Raw genomic sequence first — 16,389 nt, 5'->3', positions numbered from 1 at the left:
GGGTGGGTCCCGAAAACGCATGTCGAGGCTCAATAGCGGAACAGCCGCTTTAGCCATGTGGCTCCCAATCACGGACGGTCAGGTTGTGGCCCACGTACAGCCGCCAGGCGGCAACGCGCCTGATATCGCACTTTGAGATCAACTCTGCCGCTTCCTGTTAGCCGAAGTTGCAAGCGGCCCCGCTAACAATCGTGGTTGCGCCTTTAGTGCATACTGGTTCAGACCGCTGGCGGATTAGAACTCTGCTGGCTTTGCGATCGGCTCATCGCTGCCGACAATCGGTGACCTATATAAAGCGGCATGTCCACGCGCCGAAAAATCAATCCAACAGCGAAGCTGATTGGAGAGTGGCCTTTAACCCCGGCTGCAACGTTTGGATCGTCCGTCAGAGCGAGGGGTATTTTTCTCGAAATACGCGCCCGCCTTCCAACGGACTTCAGGAAACTGCTCCATATCGAGTCCCGCGTGCTTACCCTGCGCGTGTCTCAGGGCGCCGAGAATGATGTGCAGGTGGTATTCGGGATCGTATCCAAAGCACTGCAGAATATCGAAGACCTGCCCGTAATCCCCCGTGAAATCGAGGACATTCTGACGATCTCGACGGCCGAACGGCACCGCTGGCTGAAAGATGGTCGCTTGCAGAGCGCCGGGACGAAAACGGTGAAACTCCGCGGGCGGGCAAGGAACATCACCTTTCACGTGTTCGACCCGCAGCACGTGGAGGATGTGCTTGACCGCGACCTGGTAACGGTCTGGCGCGAACAGGACGCAGCGACAGCTGCAGAGAACAGGCGGCGAGCCGCGGGGAAGGCCGCTATGAAACGTGCTCAAAGAAGCGGTCGCGAAACTGCAGCTTCAGGTGGCTATGGCCAGGATGAGAACTCGCACTCCAATTTGCGCGGCTGGGAAGATTTTGAGAAGGACGGACTCCTGCACTGATAGGCCGGGCGCACAAGCAGGTTAGGCCGTTTGGCTGCGCCGTGCGAGATGCGCAAGGAGAGCCGTCAAACACATCGCGTTCAGGACCCGCTTCGCAGGAACACCGCCCTTGCGCGCCATCTCGACACCCCAATGCATGTGGTCGAGCTCGCGGATCGAATGAGCGTCCGGATTGATGCTGAAGATGCAGCCCTGATCGAGTGCCTTTTGATGCCAGCGCCAATCGAGGTCGAGTCGCCAAGGATGTGCGTTGATTTCGACAGCGACGCCGTGTTTCGCACACGCTTTGAGGACTTTGTCGACGTCGAGATCATAACCGGGTCGGCGCAACAGCTGGCGACCGGTCATGTGCCCGATGATTGTCGTCCGAGGATTTCCGATCGCCTCGATGATACGCTCCGTCTGTTCCTTCTTGGGCAACTTGAAGCGGCTGTGCACGCTCGCGACGACGAAATCGAACTGCTCCAAGATGTGATTCGGGTAATCGAGCGAGCCATCCGCCAGGATGTCCGCCTCGATGCCCTTCAGTATGCGAAATTTTCCATTGTATGCCTTGTTCAGCCGGTCAGCTTCGCGGTGCTGTTCAGCAATCTCCTGCAACGAAAGGCCGCCTGCGTAGTGAGCGGACTGCGAATGATCGGCGACACCATAGTATTCGAAACCGCGCTTGCGCGTGGCTTCAGCCATTGCCTCAAGCGTTTCGGTGCCATCGGATGCGGTCGTGTGAGAATGCAGGATGCCATGCAGATCTTCATCCCGAATGAGGGCGGGTAGCTTCTGCTTTGCCGCTCGCTCAATCTCGTCCCTGCCTTCGCGCAATTCAGGCTCGATAAACTGCAAGTCTAGAGCTTGGTAGATTTCTTCTTCTGTCGCTGACGCGATCAGCTTTCTCCCGCGATGAAGCCCGTCGGCGTTTAGGGTCAATCCCTTGTCGGCCGCGAACGTCTTCAGTTGCTCAAGGTGGTCTGCCGAACCGGTTGCTTGGAGCAGGCTCGCGCCAAAGTGCTTCCGGTCCGTGACAACAAGCCTGAGGGTCGTATCCTCAATACCAGTCGACTTTAAGCCCTGCGCTACCAGAACGAAGTCGGAAACGAGCTCGCAACCGCGCCGGAAGTCGCCTGCAATTTCGACGCGAGAAAACTCTGGATGCTGTTGCTTCACCGATATGACCGCATGGTGGAGAAGGGCGGCGGCCTTGTGCAGGTGAACTTGCGTTTCGCCGCTTCGCACGATGGCCAGGTTCTGCAGGAGCATTGTCTGGAGCGCGGCGCCGGGCCTTTGACTTGGCGTATGCGGTCTTCTCTTGCTGCGGCCTCGAGCTCCGCCAGCGAGTTCACACCGAGCGCCTGATGAAGCTTCAGTATCTTATCAGGACGAAGCCCGGGTATGGCAAACAGCTCCATCACGCCCGCTGGAACATCCTCGCGCAGCTTCTCAAGGCTCGGGTGCGTGCCGGTTTGGTAAAGCTTGGTCACGATGTCTGCGATCGCGTCACCGATCCCCGGGATCTTGGTGAGGGCGCCGGCGGCGATGATCCGATCAAGCGGCTGCGACAGCGCCGTCAGACTGTCTGCCGCGCGCAAGTATGCCTTTATGCGATAGGGATTGTCGCCGCGCATGGACGCCCGTTGCGCGTATTCCCTTAAAAGACTGGCGACGGTCCTCGGATCGATTTTTGCCATGGCTTCAGCCAAACGAGGCCGATCTCCGCAGGTTCCAATCAGGCAAGGCCATGAGCGCCGCGTTGCCCTTTGAATCCCGGCTTTACTGCCTCTTCCCGCGTCGGACGCTACAGATTGGACAAGGATTGGTCAGCGCGACCCCATCCCGCCAGAGCTTTGGAGGCTGCACGTTTCTTTAATTCAGGAGCATCGCCAACGTGGAAATGAGAGGGCGCATCTATTGTCTTCATCTCCGCCCACGTGATCGGTGCCGCGACAGGAGCGCCCGGACGTGATCTTGCGCTGTAGGGCATTATAGCGGTCGCCCCGCGCTGATTGCGTAGATAGTCCACAAAGATGCGACCCTTGCGGCGCGCCTTTGACAAGACGGCCGTGAAATGGGCCGGATCGCTCTGGGCGACCGCCTGCGCCAGGCGAGACGCGAAGTCCTTCACCTCTGGCCACTCGGCGCCAGGGGTGAGGGGCGCGATGACGTGCACTCCTTTGCCTCCCGTCAGCATCGGGAAAGTCGTAAGTCCCAGCGATTCAAGGATAGCGCGGAACTGAAAGGCAGCGGCGCGGACGGCCTCAAAATCGAGGCCTTCATCGGGGTCGAGGTCGAACACGAGGCGGTCGGCCTTTTCGACATTCCTATCCGGTTTCTGCCATCGGCTTTAGAAGCCTGACATTCCGGTTCCGGTCCCCTTACCTCGACGTGCCCCATAGACGCCAAGTACCCTCGCCCAGAGCAAGCTCCGATGCCAGTTTCAAGAAGTGCAAAATGGCCCATAAATGCGCCGACCAGAGTGAATGCTCTCGTACCCGGGTCTATTTCGAGCAGCGCGGACTTGGTCAGCATTCGGACAGCCTAGCGGGTCCGTCCCAACATAGCCATGGGCACCGGCCTGCTACTCACGGAACACCCCTTCCTCCTTGGCAGCAGCCTCGAAAGCCTGACGGACCTCCTGTCGGCGCACAGTTGCACAGCCTTCCTCCACTTAGGTCCCATCTTGGTCCACTTCATGAGTTCCTCGGCGGCACTCTCGACATTGTTGCACCCGTAAGTGATCCCAGGTCGGTCAGTCTAGACGTACACCGGAGGGGAGAACCAATGGGTTGCCATGACACCTCCTCCTACGGAGAAAGATACATCTTGGCCTCCTTAGCGGCAGCCTCAAAAGCCTTTCGTATCACCTGGGGGTCAATCGGATCGCCCTCCAGAGCTGACAGGCAGAGGGTCACCGACTTGTGCCAGCGAGGTCCTCGCCGGGTCCACATGTTGAGCTGCTCAAGGGCTTCCTCGCATTGTTGCAGCCATGCCTGACACCGGTTTCAGTCTTCACGAACACCGGAGGGACGAACCAGATGGACGCCATGATACCTCCTACTCAGGGGAGAGATACACGTTGGCCTCCTTGGCAGCCGCCTCAAAGGCTTCACGGACCTCATGGGGGACATCCTGCCCTCGAACGCATCGACGCAGGATTGGACCGCCTTGGTCCACTTCGGACCCTTTGTGTCCCACGCCATGAGTTCCTCGGCGGCTCCCTCGACGTGGCTGACCCCATTGCGAATGCCCGGACGTTTCGTCTTCACCGTAGACCGGAGGGTTGAACCAGAGGGGAGCCATGAGGGGGAACTTAGAGCGGCAAGAGCCCGCTGACCAACCCAGTTGTAGCCGCAGCCAAGGGAACGATGTAGGCCCTCGCGGGTTTAGAGGTTGTCAATGCCGCTCGAATTTTCCCCAAAAGTGCCGAAGTAAAATTCCCCAGTTTCGCCGCTCAGACTGTCGCGGAGGGGTGTCCATTTTTCGGTGGCCGGCCGCGCGGCCGCGATGGTGGATTTAATGTCGGCGGCGTGATGGAGGCTTTCGATCGCAAGTGTTCGGGCATGAGCTCGGCGTGCTGGCGGAGCCGATAACTCGATCCTTCGATCTGGACGACGACCGCATGGTGAAGCAGGCGATCGAGAAGTGCGGTTGCGACGACAGGATCGCCGAAGACCTCGCCCCATTCGGCGAAGCCGCGGTTTGAGGTGAGAATCATGGCGCCCTTCTCATAGCGGGCGTTGACGAGCTGGAAGAACAGATTGCCGCCACCGTGGATGACGGGCAGGTAGCCGATCTCATCGACAACGAGCAGAGCAGGCCGGCAGAAGAAGCGGATGCGTTCCTGCAGGCGGCCTTCGCGTTCGGCCCTTGCCAGTGCGGCGATGAGTTCGGCGAGCGTGCAGAAATAGACGCTCTTTCCAGCCTTCACAGCCTCGACGGCAAGCGCGATGGCCAGATGGCTCTTGCCTGTGCCGGGTGGGCCGAGGAAGTGGACGACCTCGCAGCGGGCGACGAAGCCGAGTTGGGCGAGCGTGAAGATTCGATCTCGGTCGAGCGAGGGCTGGAAAGAGAAGTCGAAGCCGGCGAGCGTCTTGATCGTGGCCAGACGCCCCATGCGCAGTGCCGTCTTGATCCGGCTGTTCTCGCGCAGGGTCAACTCTTCCGAAAGGAGGATGTCCATGGCTTCGAGGGCGGCGATCTCGCCTTGCTCGAGCCGGCGCACGACATGATCGAGCGCTTCGAGCGCCCGCGGCATCTTCAGGCCGACGAGATCGTGGCGGATCCGGTCGATGGTGGATGGCGTGGTGTCGAGCGCATTCGTCATGGACGCTGCTCCTTCGCCATCACCCGGGCGACGGCATCGTAGAAGGCCAACGGGCGCTGAGCGACCCTGTCGCCTGAGCCATGAAGGATGACCTCGTCGTTCCTCAGTCTTTGTCGGCGCTTGTGGACGTGGATGTTGCGATGCCCGGGCTCGACATGCCGCTGGTGCCGACCTTCTAGAATGGGATGGATGGCAATCAGTGCGCCGTCCTCGAAGATGCGTACCTCTTCGGCCAGAGTGTGCACCTCGACGACACGGCGCCTGGTGGCGTCGGGCACGCTGTAGAAATTGCCGCCGACGCTGACCATGCCCTCCCGGCTGATACGTCGCTCGAGCTTCAGGACCGATCGGAACGGAGCCAACGGCAGCGGCCGGAGCGCTGCCCGCTCCTCGGCGAAAGCTTCGTTGACGACACGCCGTGTGGTTGCGTGAACTCTCGGGTTTGCGACCGTGTCCAGCCAATGACGCAACTGGGCGTTCAGGTCTTCGAGATTGCGAAAGGACCGGGCCAGGAAGAAGTCCTCGCGAATGTAGCGGAACGGCCGCTCGACCTTGCCTTTGGTTTTGGCGCGGTAAGGCCGACAGGCCTTGGGATGGAAACCATAGTGGCGGGCAAGATCGACGAGGGCACGGTTGTAGACGATGCCGCCGGTATCGCCTTCGCCGATCACAGCCGTCTTCATACGGTCGTAAAGCACTTCGCGAGGAGCGCCGCCCAGCGCCTCGAAAGCCCCAGCATGGCAGCGCAAGACAGTCGGCAGATCCTGGTGGACGACGAAGCGTGCCCAGATAAGGCGACTGAAGCCAAGCACCATGGAGAATAGCCAGACGATTCTCGGCGTGGTCGGCTCATCGGCAAAGACGACATTGAACTGGGCGAAGTCGACCTGCGCCTGCTCGCCGGGCGGGGTCTCGAAGCGAACCTCGTATCCACGCTCCGCCGCGGCAGGACGGACGTCGCGCAGGAAGTCGGTGACGGCCGTGTAGCCGCCGCCATAGCCGAGGTCCTTCAGTTCCCGGAAAAGCCGGCTGCCGGTGAGTCCGGGATATCGCGTGACGCGTTCGCGAAGATAGGCCGTGAAGGGATCGATCACCGCCTGACGCGGCTTGCGCGGTCCGTAGGCCGGAGCCTCGAGCCCGCGCTCAATGTATTTGCGCACCGTCTTGCGGTCGATCCCGCTCTCCCTGGCGATCGCCGACACCGACAGGCCCTGCCGATGCAAATCCAGTATCATCATCATCTCCCCGAACTTGATCACCGAAATCCCTCTCCCGACCATCAGGAGAAGCATCAACGATCACGCGCCGCCGGTCTCCCGGAGCGCGCTCCGGAAGACCGGCGACAGGCGCTAAAACTGGGGAAGATTCAAACGGCACTTCTGGGGAGTATTGAGCCGGCATCGACAAGAGGTTGCAGTGGTCCTTCTCGGATGTGCAGCCGCTGTGGCGGGGTCCGTCGCCTCCCCTTGCTGGCGGCGGGCTCCTTTCGCGAAGGCGGTGTTGGTAAGAGACACCTAGAACCTTATACCGCATCCAAGTTAGCTAGTTGTCATTGGGGGGAGTAATGTCCCCTCCTCTTGTGCAGCAGCTAGGAATGCCTTGCGGGCCTCCTCAGGTTCCATCTCGTCGAAAATCACGGCCATGCAAACACGCACCGCGAGGTCCCACCAAGGGCCACGCTTGGTCCACTTCATCAGCTCCTCGCCGGCTGTCTCGGCGTTGTTGACATTGTGGATGATCCCGGGACGCTCGGTCTTGACCGGGACCGGAGGGTTGAACCAGTGGAGAGCCATACGTCACTCTTTGTCGGCCCGATCAAGTTTCTCCAGCAAATACCTTTGCTCAGCCGGGAGCTTCCGTTCTACAGGCAGATTTAGCAGCTTGCGACGGTAATTGCGGATTACCTCTAACATTGAAAATGACGCAGGACTGCGCGCTTCCGTTGCGATGCCACAGTGACTGAAGTTGGCTGACAGCTACTCCTGGGCGTCGAAAGCCACGCAGAGGCCCATGGCAGTTGCTGCCTCGACGATTGCCTCGGTTAGTTCTTCGTCGGAGGCCACCAAATTAGGCGCAGTCTCGCGAGCTTCGCGTAGTGCCGCTTTGATCGAGACCGTATCGCGACGGTCCGCCCTGTTGAGGAGTACAGTAATTGCTTGTTCTAGAAACGGACCGACCCTTCGCGCGACGCTCATCCAGCCCTCCCCAGGGACACGCCGAAGGGTACTCTACTCCCTACCTGAGCGGCATCAAGGCCATGTACGAATTGTACAAATTGGTACGGCGCTGGGCCGCGACGGTCAGGAATGTTTGTAGAATTTCTGTGGTGGGGATCGGACACCGGCTCGCGAAGACCCTCATGCTCCTCCTCGATCCTATTGACGCGCCTCGAGCCGCCTTTCTCCCACAATCCCAGGTCGGTCTGTCCTGACGTACACCGCAGGCGAGAACCAATGGGTTGCCATCAGGCTATTCGCGAAGATCGAACCCGACGAACAGGCCAAAGGTTGGGGCAACCAGCTCGCAGTCAGTTTCCGCCAGATGTGGCCCGACTCGGCGCACCGCTGCGACAGTCTCTTTGACGGAGATGATTTGGCCGCGACGGGCTTGTAAGATCAGCTCGTGAACAAGGTGTTTGGCAGTCACCTTGTCGGGTCGGCAGTTCGTCCAAACGTTCATACAAGGCCTCCCACCTCAGCGAGAACCCAAGGGGACATTCATGATCCCCTGTCGGGAAAAATCAAGAAGAAATGTTTGCCGGAATTTCTGAGCGGGAACCAGAGGAACAAGTACGGGGCGAGCCTCTGTACTCTTCCGCTTTGGCGCTCAGCCAGCCGGCTAGGGACCTTTCTTCCGTCGGCCCCTGTTTGGCCCGATCAATAGCCGCAAGTAATGACTGTAGGGTTGGCGGCAGTTCTGGTTCGATCTCCAGATTTAAGAACGTTTGTACGTGATGACGATAGCCTTCGGAACGGATCAGTTTCCGAAACGCTTCGTAGACAGACTGATGGTCTGCTTTGTTGCTCGTTGTCATATTCGGGAAGTCCGTCCCAATGAGCCGCAACTCGCCCGCAACGAATGGGTTCCATCAGGAGGTCGGAATATTTGGTAGAAATTTCTGAGCGGGAGATCGGATAACTGGCTCGCGCGAAGCCCCCTTCGTTTGCCGCAGCATTAATCCTCGCTCTTTGAACTGAAGATTCGTGTCGATCTGGCGTCGGTGTTGCACATCGTGAACGTTGGAATGCTTCTGTCCAATGTTTGCTCACGCTGTGATGCCAATAGGGCAGGCTCTTGCTGCAGGGTGCCGCAAGGGCGCGACGAATGAAACGCCGGCCCAGTTCAACCCGCGCGACGTCCTTCAAAGCTGGGGGGATCGATCTTCACCAAGCGGTCTGCGGCCTCGACCGCAGTTCGTATCCTGCTGCACAGCGCGAGATTTTCGGCCAGCATTTCTTCAGTGCGTTGAAGCGCGAGCTCGGTCCGGTGGATGCGCTGCCTGGCATTGGCAACTTCCGATGTCAAAAGATCGGCCGCCATCCCGTGGCCGTGGGGTTCCATAGTGTCCATGGGTTTCTAATACATGGGGCGCGATATCGTTCCCTGATGTCGGGCGAAACGGCGGGCCGCAGAAAAGCGCGATGGGCCGAATGACCAATGCGCGTCCTGTCAAAACAGCACCAGAAACAGGCGAACGGCTTCGGCCGCTCTACATCCCACGGGCAGAGGCGATCACGGTCCAGAGGGCCATTGATCTGTTCAGGTACGACTACAGCGTAAGCGAAGACACACTCAGGCGGCTGGTGATCAAACACCGTCTTCACAACCAGACAATGCCCGGTGCTCCGTGGAGAATAAGCGCTCGCGGTTTGGCTATGGCGCTCGCCGGCGATGATGACGCGGTTGAGGCAGGACGATCGCGAGCACCCGGACCTAACTCGGTATTTCAAGCGGCTCGGCATCCCGCGACCCTGACTTGCTATCAAAAGTTATGGTCGCGGCTACTGTCTAGAGTAGACATTAAGTAGATGTCGCGGCCCGACAGGGCCCCACACAAGAGCGAACCGTTGCTGCCTTGCGCGTCGCCCTCTAGGCCGCCGGCGTCGAGTTCATCCCGGAGAACGGCAGCCGCGCCGGCGTGAGGCTCCGCAAACCTTAGGCCGTAGACTCGTTACTGCGCAGCCACACACCTGCTTTTCGCCATCGGACGAAGCGGTTGCAACAGGTGGTGCGCGGGCCATAGCGCTGAGGCAGGTCGCGCCATGGAGCACCGGAGCGCAGCACCCAGAAGATGCCGTTCAGCACGCGCCGATCATCAACACGCGGCACACCTCTTGGCTTGTTGGGTAGACGCTTTATTCCATTGCTGACCATTGTCCAAAAGCGCTGTTAACCAAATTTTCTCACCCGCCAATGCTTATTCGCGCGACTGAAGGGGTGAGGTGATCGATGTGTGATTCAAAGATAAGCCCGTTTCCGCTGCATCGGCGGCGGAAGTTGGTCGAAGGGATCGCCCGGGTCCTGGAATCCAAGAACGGGGAGGACGCGAACGCCTTCTGGCGCAACACCGCCAAGGCAATTCTCGTTCAACTGTCCGAATCAGGAATTGCACCCGGGGTCGCCGAACAGGAAGTTGGAACGCTTCTTCATGCTGTCTTGGGCGATATCGCCACCCGCAGTGCTGCGAAACTTGCACAATAGCATCGGCTCACGATGAGGGATTGCCGCATAGAGACGCCCCGGGGCTCCACAAGCGTAGCACCACTGCATCCGTCAAACGCAGGTTTCTCACTGCGGATGAAAAGATAGCCGCGTTCGTCGAAATCATGCGCGCGAATGTGCTCTCGGGCGAGATACGGTTCCGCCTCGCCTGTCCGGCGTTCATCGACCAAATCGAGGTAGGCGATGCGGAAACCCGTATTCATGGAAGGCCGACGGACCTTTTCCACGAGCTGAACCCGCAAAACCAATGAGCCGCCGTTGACTTCCACACTGCAATCTTATGCGACTTTGGGCGAACAAACATCGAACAATGTCAGAATGACTTCGCTCACATGCTGGGATCCGCTGTTCGTCATGGCTCAGTTGTGCCAAGAGCGACCCTTCCGAGCCGAGAACCAAATGTGTCGCATTAAGGGCCGGCTGCTGCCAATCCGCTTCTGGCGGCGCAGCTTCGAGAGCGGACGTTCGTCGTTCCACTTCACCTCGGTCGCTCGCTGACGCGCATTTGCCATCCTCCAGTATCGGCCAAGCCGAGAACTGTGCTAACCGCCCAGCCGAACAACCAAAGGAGTACACCCGTGAGCGAACCGACCGTGACAGATGCAACAAACAGCATCTATGCATCACTCCAGGCGGACAATGCCGACATCGACGCGCATATAGCGACCCTCAAGGCAGCGCTGACGCGGGTGGGTCTGAAAGAGGCCGTGTTCGATCCGACAAGGCTGGCACAGAATAACCGGTCAGGCAGAAAGCTGATGCAGGCTTATTTTCGGCAGCGCGGTGTGACAGTGAAGTACTCGGCCTCGTGAGGCCATCGATGAGGCCAATCAGGCCGCCAGGCGCTGCTTGCCGAACGGCACAAAGTCAACGCAGAACGGCAACTAGCCTAATCACCTTCGATCGGGCTAAATCAACGCTCTTGCTTTCAATCGCGAATTGAAAAGCCTTGCTGCCCAAACAGGCCGATCGGGGGCCGACAGCATTCGTCCGGTTGTAGCCTTTGATCGGTGAAAGCCGCCGTTCTGCTGCTTGCCTTATGCCAAACATCGGTCGAGGTGGCGTATCCGCGCTCGTTCTTGCGGCGGATTCTGGGTCTGACACTCATGCAAATCACCGCAATTCTACTTGGGTTAAACATAAGTCAACTCAAAGCAGGAACGCAACACGCACACAAGAAAGGTAAATAGTACTTAGCGGATCAGCCAGATGGTGGGTGAATGTCAGACAATTATTCTGATAGTACTATGAATTGGCGGGAGGACAGACTAAAGGGGAGGCCGCGTTCGCGTCACGTTGCACATTAGCAGTTCGTATCGGAGCAACGTCATCGTCTGGAGAAAAATCCTTGAGGATCGCAGTAGATATTCGCCATACGCGATCTGCTGTTCCTCTCCGCTGCCACCTTTGCCATGTCGATACGCCACCATCTGCGAAGCGGCATCAAATTTCGTCCCTCCGTGGTGAGATGCGTTACGAAGCTTGTTGTCGTGCTCCGCGCACAGAGCTGCAAATTCGGGCACAGCTTCCACTGCAGCGAAGCGGCCCGCTTTGTCGAGACGCAGGTAGTCCTTTAGCTCGAGCCTCTCAAACTTATCGAATGGGCGTCCGGCTAGCATGTTCGCAAACATCGCCAGGATATCAACGGATGACGAAAATATCTCGAAACAGTCACCATAAAACATTTTGGTTGCATCGAAATTAGTTGAGGTCACGTGCGAGCCTTTTGGCAGATCGTCACCTCTCCCAGCGTAGAAATGCACTTGTCCGAAATCAGGATATTTCTCAAAATATGACTTCGCTATGCTAAAGTATCGCTCAGATCGAGCATCGACCGTCTTCACATAATATTTGAGAAAGTCGGCAAATACGTTCGGCCGCATAAGCGGTTTCATTTGGTCGGCAACATTTTTGCATAACTTGCCGTACTCCACGCCGCTCATGGCGGTCAAAAACCGAAAAACCCAGTCAGGGACATCATCCAGTTTTTCAGACTTGTAGAACTGCTCGCTTGCCGCCGACAAACGATCTGAGAGTAGGTGGTCCTTTCCTCGCCGATATAGAGACCACGCCGTCTTGAGCGCGTGCCACTCCTCTTCAAAGTCGGGGCGCCGAAATGGTCGCTCATCCAACATGATTTCTGACATGGGTCGGGCGGCTAACCTGCCTTCCTTTTCAAGCTTCTCTGCGAGGTCGTGCATTTGGAAAAGCCGCGGAAACACCCTATCTTGATGTCTAAGCTCTGCCGGTATCACAAAGTTTGCGTCGACGTTCACAACAGGTGCGCCGACTTCCTCGGGAACCTCTTCCGCATTTTCGACCGCTTCGGCCCAGGACGCGATTTTGTCGTAGTCAACATGCAGGGCGATAACCATGTCTTCGCCGCAATTTGTGCAGGCGACACGGTGGACCTGGCGCGTTTCTTGACCCATCCCAATCCTTACAGTGTGGATTGTGCCGCACGTGCCGCATTTGAATGACGATCTTACGATCATTTTAAAAGGACCATCTCAAACTGGTTTGAACGAACACGTAGCATCCCGCGCTTCGGCAGTCTGGTCTCCAAGGTATCAAAATTGCCCGGTCGCTCAGCTGCTGGACCTCGTGGGGGTCCCTAAGGAATGTCTCAACATCACGGCGCCCCCCTCTATGATGTTCGATACCGGAAGAAGATCACGTAGTCCCGCAACGAAAAGCTGCGCACATCCGGCCGCAGCTCCGGGCGGAGCCGACCGAAAGTCGCCAGGTCGCGAAATTTTTTGGCGCAGTGCTCCCACAAACCATCTCGCGATATCGGGGCTGCCGCTCTCTCGGTGATGTGTTCAAGCAGATTGACCAGATCTGCCTGTGCCGAGGGCAATGTGCGCAGTCGTGGCACCCTTAGAAGCCCTTCCTTCGCGAGTTGCGCTGCCTTGGCATCCAGCGCTGCGTCGACATCGCCATCCGTCGCGTCGTAACCACGGGGAAACGAGCCGTCGAGCATGGCGCGCAACGCCTTGAGCTTTTCCTCGCGTTCCTCAACCTAGGCGTCCCGCGCTTCGTAATCGTCGATATCGAGGGCGATGATTTCGGAGAGCCGTTTTCCGTCGTGCATCCAGTACTCCCACCCTCGCACCGACGGCCAGTTGTATCCCATCTTCCGAACCGCCAGGAGCGCCGCGCGTGAAAGATATACTTCCTGACCTTCGTAGGACACTTTGCGGTTCGAGACGATCGTGCAGGTCACATTTGGATCCTTGGCGAAGCTCAGTACTGCGCCAGGCTTCAAGCCGATCAGGTCGAAGGTGAGATTGTCCGCGCGTTTGCGAGTTGCGACGATGGCTTCCTTCTCTGCAGGCGTGAAGCCCTGCTCCACATCGCTTGGCGTCACATCGGCGATCTCTACCAACTCGATTATGGCCTTCGCGAGATCGGGATCCACCTTGAAGAACTCGCGCCGCAATCTCGCGCGTTTTTCCCCAAAGACGAAATGCAGCGTCCGCTCAAGCTTCCTGCAGTCGGGGACCTGGGCCGAGTAGTGGCATTCGAAGGGCAAGGGAACGGCGGTCACATCGAGCTGCCGAAGACGCGTGGTGACGTCGTTTGCCTGCGTCATGCCAATCTTTACGAAGCCAGGCATGGCCTCGTTGGTGAATATATAAACGATGCCGGGAGCAGCGGGTTCGGTCATGACCATCCTGTCCGCATGAACGCCTCGAGGTCGCGCGACGACAAGATTTTTTCGGTCGATTCCCAATCGAGCCCCTTGTCGTCAGCTGTGTCCCGCCAGTAGCGCTTCTCAACCGGCGACTTCACTAGATCAACGCGCGTCGGGAACATGCGGACCGCCTTACGATCCATCAGTACGGCATCGACCCAGGCGTCTTCGAAGGAATCCGGCAATTGCCCCAGAACCTTAAAGATGTCCTCGAACCGCTCGGACAAGGCTCCGTAGACTTCGTCCTCATAGGTGCCGGCATAGCGAAGGTTGGCGACATGGATTTGCTTCCGGCGTTGTCCGATGCGCTGGATGCGGCCCTTGCGCTGCTCGAGACGCGACGGGTTCCACGGCAGGTCTACGTTGACCTGCGATCCCAGCTGTTGAAGGTTCAAACCCTCGCAGGCCGCGTCCGTGGCTGCGACCAGACGAATTTCGCCGTGCTTCACTCTATCCTTGATGTCGTCGCGATCGGCGCGCCGGCGTTCCTTGCCCAGAAACACGAACGATCGCCCGCCACCTGCATACAGAGCGATCTTCTCGCTTGGGAATTGCTCGCAGAGCCGTTCGGCCACGAACGCCGCCGTGTCGTAATATTGACTGAAAGCGATCATGCCATGGTCAACGAGCCATCGACGGTTCTGTAGGTAGTGAACGATGACCGCAACCTTTGGGTCCATGCGGTCGCGCTCGAGGACGGCGACGAGGCTGGTTTCAACCTCTCTTAGCGCGTCGATTTCGGTAGGCGTCAGCGGCAGCCGCATCTTCTCGCCGATCAGATCGTCGTCCTCGTCTGTCACCGTGGCGCCAGCAAGCAGCGAGCGCGTAGTTGAAAGACCTGCTGCGACTGACGATCCGATGCGGCGCAAGAGAATCGTTTTCATAAAGCCCGCGGCCGGGCGCTCCTTCGCGTAGAGCGAGCAGAATCGGATTGCCGCGTCATAGGCTTGTCGAAACGCAAGGCCCATTTCGAGGCCGCCGCCATCGAACAGCTGCTCGGACAATTCGTCCTCAAGGCGTGGATGGATCACGACCTCAATCGGGGCGAGAAGCTTGGCCTCCTCGAGCATGCCGCGCGAGCGCCGGATTACGCGGCGAATGATGGGATTTGTTTGCTTCGCCAATCGCTCGAACTGGTGGCGAAGCTCGGCCCTGACGCCGCGCGACAGATCGTCGTATCGCGGTCCGTCTACCCTGTTGTCAGCAAGTTTCGCCGCCGTCCGAACCTGACGGTAAATTGGATCTTCGGCTGAAGGCGGCAGAGGATTACGGAGCAAGGCCCATTGGTCGGTTGGATTCACTGGCCATGACATGTCGCCGGTCAGATAGCCCATGCAGGCGTCGGAAGCCCAACCGCGGCTGCCTTCGATCCCGAGCACATGGTTCGCTCCCTTCGCGAGCATCGCGATGAGATCGTGAAGTTCCTCGGCCCGCAACTGAATCGGAGTTGCGGTGCCGATCAGGACACTCTGAGCGTTGCCGGCGATCTTCTCCATAAAGGAAAGTAGCCGCTTCTCGCCGATGCGGGCGCCGTCCTTACCGCCGCGGTCCGCCCGAGCCTTATGTGCTTCGTCCAGAATAACGACCGCAAACTTCTTGTTGATGAGGTGCCGGATCTCGCCGTCCTCATCGCCGCTGACAATCAGTCCTGTCGAGACGATCCCTATCCTCAAGGGACAACGCGCGACTGCGCCCAACTCGCCCTTGAAAGAGAGCGGCAACTCTTTGCCGTCGAGCCACTGTTTTGTCGTGCTCGACCAGATCGCCGATGGGAGGCCAAGGTTGTCCTGAATCTCCGTCTGCCATTGCCGCATGAGGGTCGCCGGCGCCAGGACCAGGACGCCGCCGTTGGAGAGGAGGGAGAGGACGAGTGCGGCGGAGGCCATCGAGAGCGTCTTGCCCAGCCCCACGTCATCGGCAATTAGGAATCGTGCCTTGCGATGGACCTTCCAGTCATCGACGCAGGTCTGGACGAATCGCTTCTGCCATGGACGGAGGATTTGGCCGGACTTGTATATTGGGCGATCGACCAGGACGGAAGCGGGGTTCTCAATGCCAAGCTGATCGCGTGCCTCTTGAATCGAGCGATATTCGATTCGGCGAGAGACCGCTCCGATGTGCTCAACGACCGCATTCGGCAGGTCGATGCCGAGCGACCAGAAATGCTCGAATTCCTCGCGCACCCAGGCGGTCGCCTCTGGATCATCGTCCTCCCACAGGATCTCGTAGGAATGGAGCAGGCCGGTCGCGCTCTCGTTCATCGAGCCAACGAAGGCGCTCGCCCCCCCATTGCGATACTCGATGATTCCCGCCTTGCCGTGCAGAAATACAGTAGAGCCATCGCGAGGCACGACCCTGACCTTCATCCGTCCGGACACAAGCAGGTCGTGCAAAATGCGGTAGCGATCCTTCTCGAAGAGCGCGTCGAGGCTCGTCTGGTCCGCCATCCAGTTCGCCATGAGCATGCGAGAAATGGCGTCGGTCCCCTCGGAGGCTGCCTTTGCGATAGCCACGTCATTCGGGTCGAGTTCCGCGTTGCAGACGACCCTAATCTCGTCGACATTTCGAATTTCCTCCGAGACCAACTCCAGGAGCGACGATCGGAAATAGCCAGCGATGCGCAGATACCGTTCTGCGCGCGACAGTCGCTCGCCTAGCATGTCGCGGAGCGAGGTGCGGCGAGACGAATGACGCGTAATGGCCATGCGGTATGGAC

18 protein-coding genes and 1 pseudogene are annotated in these 16,389 nt (G+C 58.8%); 3 read left to right on the top strand and 16 right to left on the bottom strand.

Annotation, left to right across the window (positions count from 1 at the left end):
- Positions 1-300: 300 nt before the first annotated feature.
- Positions 301-939: a hypothetical protein gene (locus NKI08_RS23180; RefSeq protein ID WP_352772386.1), complete on the top strand. Its 639-nt coding sequence runs from the start codon at positions 301-303 to the stop codon at positions 937-939.
- 21 nt (positions 940-960) lie between these two features.
- On the opposite strand, the gene NKI08_RS23175 is transcribed toward NKI08_RS23180, so the two are convergent.
- The 12 genes and pseudogenes from NKI08_RS23175 to NKI08_RS23120 all read right to left on the bottom strand — a co-directional run.
- Entirely contained in the window at positions 961-2,193 is a 1,233-nt protein-coding gene (locus NKI08_RS23175; protein WP_352772384.1) for a PHP domain-containing protein, read from the bottom strand.
- Entirely contained in the window at positions 2,097-2,633 is a 537-nt protein-coding gene (locus NKI08_RS23170; protein WP_352772382.1) for a helix-hairpin-helix domain-containing protein, read from the bottom strand. Before NKI08_RS23170 ends, NKI08_RS23175 begins: the two co-directional genes overlap by 97 nt.
- A gap of 95 nt (positions 2,634-2,728) precedes the next feature.
- A complete protein-coding gene (gene ligD, locus NKI08_RS23165; RefSeq protein ID WP_352772380.1) occupies positions 2,729-3,226 on the bottom strand; it encodes a non-homologous end-joining DNA ligase LigD in 498 nt (165 codons plus the stop codon).
- Positions 3,227-3,734: 508 nt separating this feature from the next.
- Positions 3,735-3,914 (bottom strand): DUF982 domain-containing protein, encoded by a 180-nt coding sequence (locus NKI08_RS23160; protein WP_502899659.1) that lies wholly within the window; start codon positions 3,912-3,914, stop codon positions 3,735-3,737.
- A gap of 467 nt (positions 3,915-4,381) precedes the next feature.
- A complete protein-coding gene (istB, locus tag NKI08_RS23155) occupies positions 4,382-5,254 on the bottom strand; it encodes an IS21-like element helper ATPase IstB (RefSeq protein ID WP_352772376.1) in 873 nt (290 codons plus the stop codon).
- The gene (gene istA, locus NKI08_RS23150; RefSeq protein WP_352772373.1) at positions 5,251-6,513 is read right to left on the bottom strand and encodes an IS21 family transposase; all 1,263 of its coding nucleotides are present in this window, start codon (positions 6,511-6,513) and stop codon (positions 5,251-5,253) included. Before istA ends, istB begins: the two co-directional genes overlap by 4 nt.
- Before the next feature lie 279 nt (positions 6,514-6,792).
- The gene (locus tag NKI08_RS23145) at positions 6,793-7,047 is read right to left on the bottom strand and encodes a DUF982 domain-containing protein (protein ID WP_352772370.1); all 255 of its coding nucleotides are present in this window, start codon (positions 7,045-7,047) and stop codon (positions 6,793-6,795) included.
- Between the two features lie 183 nt (positions 7,048-7,230).
- A complete protein-coding gene (locus NKI08_RS23140; RefSeq protein WP_352772367.1) occupies positions 7,231-7,449 on the bottom strand; it encodes a hypothetical protein in 219 nt (72 codons plus the stop codon).
- 274 nt (positions 7,450-7,723) lie between these two features.
- On the bottom strand, positions 7,724-7,933 hold the full coding sequence (locus NKI08_RS23135) for a hypothetical protein (RefSeq protein WP_352772365.1): 210 nt from the start codon (positions 7,931-7,933) through the stop codon (positions 7,724-7,726).
- A 61-nt stretch (positions 7,934-7,994) separates the two neighbouring features.
- A complete protein-coding gene (locus tag NKI08_RS23130; RefSeq protein WP_352772362.1) occupies positions 7,995-8,288 on the bottom strand; it encodes a hypothetical protein in 294 nt (97 codons plus the stop codon).
- Positions 8,289-8,596: 308 nt separating this feature from the next.
- Entirely contained in the window at positions 8,597-8,794 is a 198-nt protein-coding gene (locus tag NKI08_RS23125; RefSeq protein ID WP_023722969.1) for a hypothetical protein, read from the bottom strand.
- A 636-nt stretch (positions 8,795-9,430) separates the two neighbouring features.
- Positions 9,431-9,628: pseudogene (locus NKI08_RS23120) on the bottom strand (transposase); the annotation flags it as partial.
- A 75-nt stretch (positions 9,629-9,703) separates the two neighbouring features.
- On the opposite strand from NKI08_RS23120, the gene NKI08_RS23115 reads away from it, so the two are divergent.
- Together NKI08_RS23115 and NKI08_RS23110 are read left to right on the top strand one after the other, a co-directional pair.
- Positions 9,704-9,955, top strand: a complete 252-nt coding sequence (locus NKI08_RS23115) for a DUF6074 family protein (RefSeq protein WP_352772360.1) — start codon at positions 9,704-9,706, stop codon at positions 9,953-9,955.
- 599 nt (positions 9,956-10,554) lie between these two features.
- Positions 10,555-10,788 (top strand): hypothetical protein, encoded by a 234-nt coding sequence (locus NKI08_RS23110; RefSeq protein WP_352502695.1) that lies wholly within the window; start codon positions 10,555-10,557, stop codon positions 10,786-10,788.
- Between the two features lie 456 nt (positions 10,789-11,244).
- Here the strand turns inward: NKI08_RS23110 and NKI08_RS23105 are convergent, their stop codons facing one another.
- The 4 genes from NKI08_RS23105 to NKI08_RS23090 form a co-directional block, all read right to left on the bottom strand.
- Positions 11,245-12,351 (bottom strand): hypothetical protein, encoded by a 1,107-nt coding sequence (locus tag NKI08_RS23105; protein ID WP_352772357.1) that lies wholly within the window; start codon positions 12,349-12,351, stop codon positions 11,245-11,247.
- 272 nt (positions 12,352-12,623) lie between these two features.
- Positions 12,624-12,959, bottom strand: a complete 336-nt coding sequence (locus NKI08_RS23100; RefSeq protein WP_352772354.1) for a type II toxin-antitoxin system RelE/ParE family toxin — start codon at positions 12,957-12,959, stop codon at positions 12,624-12,626.
- 39 nt (positions 12,960-12,998) lie between these two features.
- On the bottom strand, positions 12,999-13,646 hold the full coding sequence (locus tag NKI08_RS23095) for a GIY-YIG nuclease family protein (RefSeq protein ID WP_352502697.1): 648 nt from the start codon (positions 13,644-13,646) through the stop codon (positions 12,999-13,001).
- Entirely contained in the window at positions 13,643-16,378 is a 2,736-nt protein-coding gene (locus NKI08_RS23090) for a helicase-related protein (protein WP_352772350.1), read from the bottom strand. Before NKI08_RS23090 ends, NKI08_RS23095 begins: the two co-directional genes overlap by 4 nt.
- Positions 16,379-16,389: the final 11 nt, after the last annotated feature.

Source organism: Mesorhizobium sp. M0768 (assembly GCF_040320195.1).
In the GTDB taxonomy this organism is placed as follows: Bacteria; Pseudomonadota; Alphaproteobacteria; order Rhizobiales; family Rhizobiaceae; genus Mesorhizobium.
Note: the sequence above shows the minus strand (reverse complement) of the source record. Positions and strands in the feature narration are given on the sequence as shown.